Source organism: Streptomyces sp. SID3343 (assembly GCF_009865215.1).
In the GTDB taxonomy this organism is placed as follows: Bacteria; Actinomycetota; Actinomycetes; order Streptomycetales; family Streptomycetaceae; genus Embleya.
On record NZ_WWJX01000746.1, the window covers coordinates 1 to 2,642 of the forward strand.

General features: G+C 70.9%; 3 protein-coding genes and 1 pseudogene. 1 reads left to right on the forward strand and 3 read right to left on the reverse strand.

Annotated elements, in window-relative coordinates:
- Positions 1-219: 219 nt before the first annotated feature.
- The gene (locus GT354_RS22930; protein ID WP_161358259.1) at positions 220-699 is read left to right on the forward strand and encodes a peroxiredoxin; all 480 of its coding nucleotides are present in this window, start codon (positions 220-222) and stop codon (positions 697-699) included.
- Positions 700-711: 12 nt separating this feature from the next.
- Here the strand turns inward: GT354_RS22930 and GT354_RS54355 are convergent, their stop codons facing one another.
- The 3 genes and pseudogenes from GT354_RS54355 to GT354_RS22945 all read right to left on the reverse strand — a co-directional run bounded on the left by GT354_RS54355 (position 712) and on the right by GT354_RS22945 (position 2,349).
- On the reverse strand, positions 712-1,308 hold the full coding sequence (locus tag GT354_RS54355; protein WP_237535356.1) for a hypothetical protein: 597 nt from the start codon (positions 1,306-1,308) through the stop codon (positions 712-714).
- A 196-nt stretch (positions 1,309-1,504) separates the two neighbouring features.
- A pseudogene (locus GT354_RS54360) lies at positions 1,505-1,903 on the reverse strand (ATP-binding cassette domain-containing protein); the annotation flags it as partial.
- 53 nt (positions 1,904-1,956) lie between these two features.
- Entirely contained in the window at positions 1,957-2,349 is a 393-nt protein-coding gene (locus tag GT354_RS22945; protein ID WP_161358261.1) for a GntR family transcriptional regulator, read from the reverse strand.
- Positions 2,350-2,642: the final 293 nt, after the last annotated feature.

Genomic DNA, 2,642 nt, shown 5'->3' on the forward strand with positions numbered 1-2,642 from the left:
GGGGCTTTCTCCACGCGGCTCATTCCGTCATGGTGCCGGATCCGGGCCCGGCACGGCAGGGACTCGCCGGTGCACCACCCGACCGGTTCGTCGGCGTGCGCGGGCCGCCGGCCGGGCGCCTGCCGGCGGGTGCGCCCGGGCAGCGGCGTAGGGCAAGCCCCCGTAGCGGTAACGTCGCTCTCCCGCCGCCCCACCAGGCCCGCCAGAGGAGCCCCCGACGTGTCCAAGTCACCCGAGCTCGGCGCCCCCGCCCCGGACTTCACCCTCCAGTCCGTACACCTGACCGACGGCAAGGTCGAGCGCGCGCCGCTCACCTTGTCCGCCCAGCGCGGCCGGCCGGTGGTGCTGGCCTTCTACCCGGGCGACGACACGGCCGTCTGCACGAAGCAGTTGTGCTCGTACTCCTCCGGGTTCGAACGTTTCACCGAACTGGATGCCGTGGTCTGGGGTATCAGTGCCCAGGACCTCGACAGCCACGAACGCTTCGCCCGCAAGCACGACCTTCGCATGCCGCTGCTCGCCGACACCGCGCACACGGTGATCGCCGACTACGGCATCGGACTCGGCAGCGGCCTGCGCCGGGCGGTGTTCGTGATCGACGCACAGGGCGTCCTGCGCTGGAAGCACGTGGCCCTGGTCGGGCTGACCTACCGAGGCGTGGACACCATCACCGAACAACTGCGCCTGCTGCGCACCTGACGGGGGCGACCGTCACGCGGCGCTGCGCTGCAAACGCTCCAGCGTGACGGCGAGCAGCACCAGGGCGAGGCCGGCGTAGAGGCCGGCTTCGACGAGTTGGAAGTATCGGAAGCGGTCCGCGGGTTGGTAGCGCACCCACCAGTGCAGGCCGTGCTCGCGCAGGTAGGCGACGTAAGCGTCCAGGTCCGTGGGCGCTGCGGTCGTCATCTCCCGCATGCGCGCGTTGGACACGCTTCGGCCCGCGTCGTCGACCCAACCGTCCCCCAGGCGCCAATCACCGCGCATGCCCGCATAGGACTCGGCCGGTACGTCCTTCAGCGTCACCGGTCGCCGATACTTGGGCCGCAGGTACGACTCGGCCGGGATCCGGACGGCGAGGAAGACGCCGAGCGCGACCACGGCCGCGGCGAGGGTGCGCCGAATCAACAGGCCGGCGAGGGCGCCGAGGGCCAGGGCGAAGAGGGTGTAGGCGGGCAGTACCACCCCTTCGTGGTCGAACGCCTGTGCCCCGAACCGCCCGTTGGCGCTCACCGCGTCCAACGGCTCGCGGTACCACGTGAACAACCAGGAAAGCAGACCGGAGAAGACGAGCACGGCCGGGACGACCAAGGCCAGCCGCCACAGCAGCCAGTGCGTGCGCGGAACCGTCTGCGTCCACGCCAGGCGCCACGTACCGCTCTCGTATCTCGGCGACCGCCTGCATGACGGTGGCCATGAACTCGCGGCGGGCGAGCGGGTCCAGGCTCGCGAGCGGCTCGTCGAGCACGAGCAACGGCGCCCCCTTGGCCAGCGCGAGCGCGAGCGCGACCTGGGCCTGCTGACCGCCCGACAGGTGCTTGGCCCGGCTCTTGAGCGAGATGCCCAGTTCGTCGAACCGGCGTTCGGCGGCCGATTGATCCCAGCGGCGGTTCATCACCCGGCCCATGCGCAGCAGGTCCCGGACGGTGAAGCCCGCGTACAGCGGGTGGTCCTGCGCGACGAACGCCACCTTCTCCAGTGCCTCGGCGGTGTCGGCCTCGACTTTGGCGCCGAACACCCGCAGTTCGCCCTCGGTGGGTTCCAGGAGCGCGGTCACCAGTTGCAGGAGCGTGGACTTGCCGGCCCCGTTGGGCCCCACCAGGGCGATCACCGAACCGGCCGGGAGGCGTAGCGTGCAGTCGCGCAGCGCCCAGGTCTTGCGGTAGCGCTTGCCGACCCCGTACATCTCCACCGCCCAGTCGGCGTCTCGCGCGGGCGGCTCGGCCCGCGAGGCGGCGCTCACGCGACCTGCTCCGAGCGGATGACGTCGCGGATCGTGGCGAACATGGCGGTGACCATGTCGTCGTCGAGCCCGGCCGCGTACGCCTCCCGCACCCAGCGCTCCAGCGAGCGGCGCAGCGCGGCGTAGGTGCCCGGTGGGACCGCCTCGACGGTGCCGGTGACGAAGGTGCCCTGCCCGGGCCGGCCGGTCACCAGGCCCTCGTGTTCGAGCTGTCGATACGCCTTGACCACGGTGTTCGGGTTGATCGCGAGGTCGGCGACGGCTTCCTTGACGGTGGGCAACCGGTCACCTTCGCACAGGTATCCGAGCAGGAGGCCGCGTCGCACCTGATGCACGATCTGGAGGTAGGCGGGCACCCCCGTGGCGCCGTCCAAACGGAATGTGAACACCCGACCGCCTCGCTTCGTTTTACTATGATGATAGTAAAAGGCTAAGGACGACCCGGCCGCTCGTCAACCGCTCCGGGCCGGGCAACTCGGGCCACCCACCGCCGCTTTCGACCTGACGGGCGAGCGACCACGCCGCACCCGACCCACCAGGGATATGACTACCTAGAGTCACCATTCACGCACGTCCCGTGCGGCGCGTCGGGTTCGCGGCGGCTTGCGAAGTAGGTCGGCCGACCGCGCGCCGACGTCCGGGGCACGGCTCACGGGTGTGCCCGTCGGCCGTGCGCCCGACC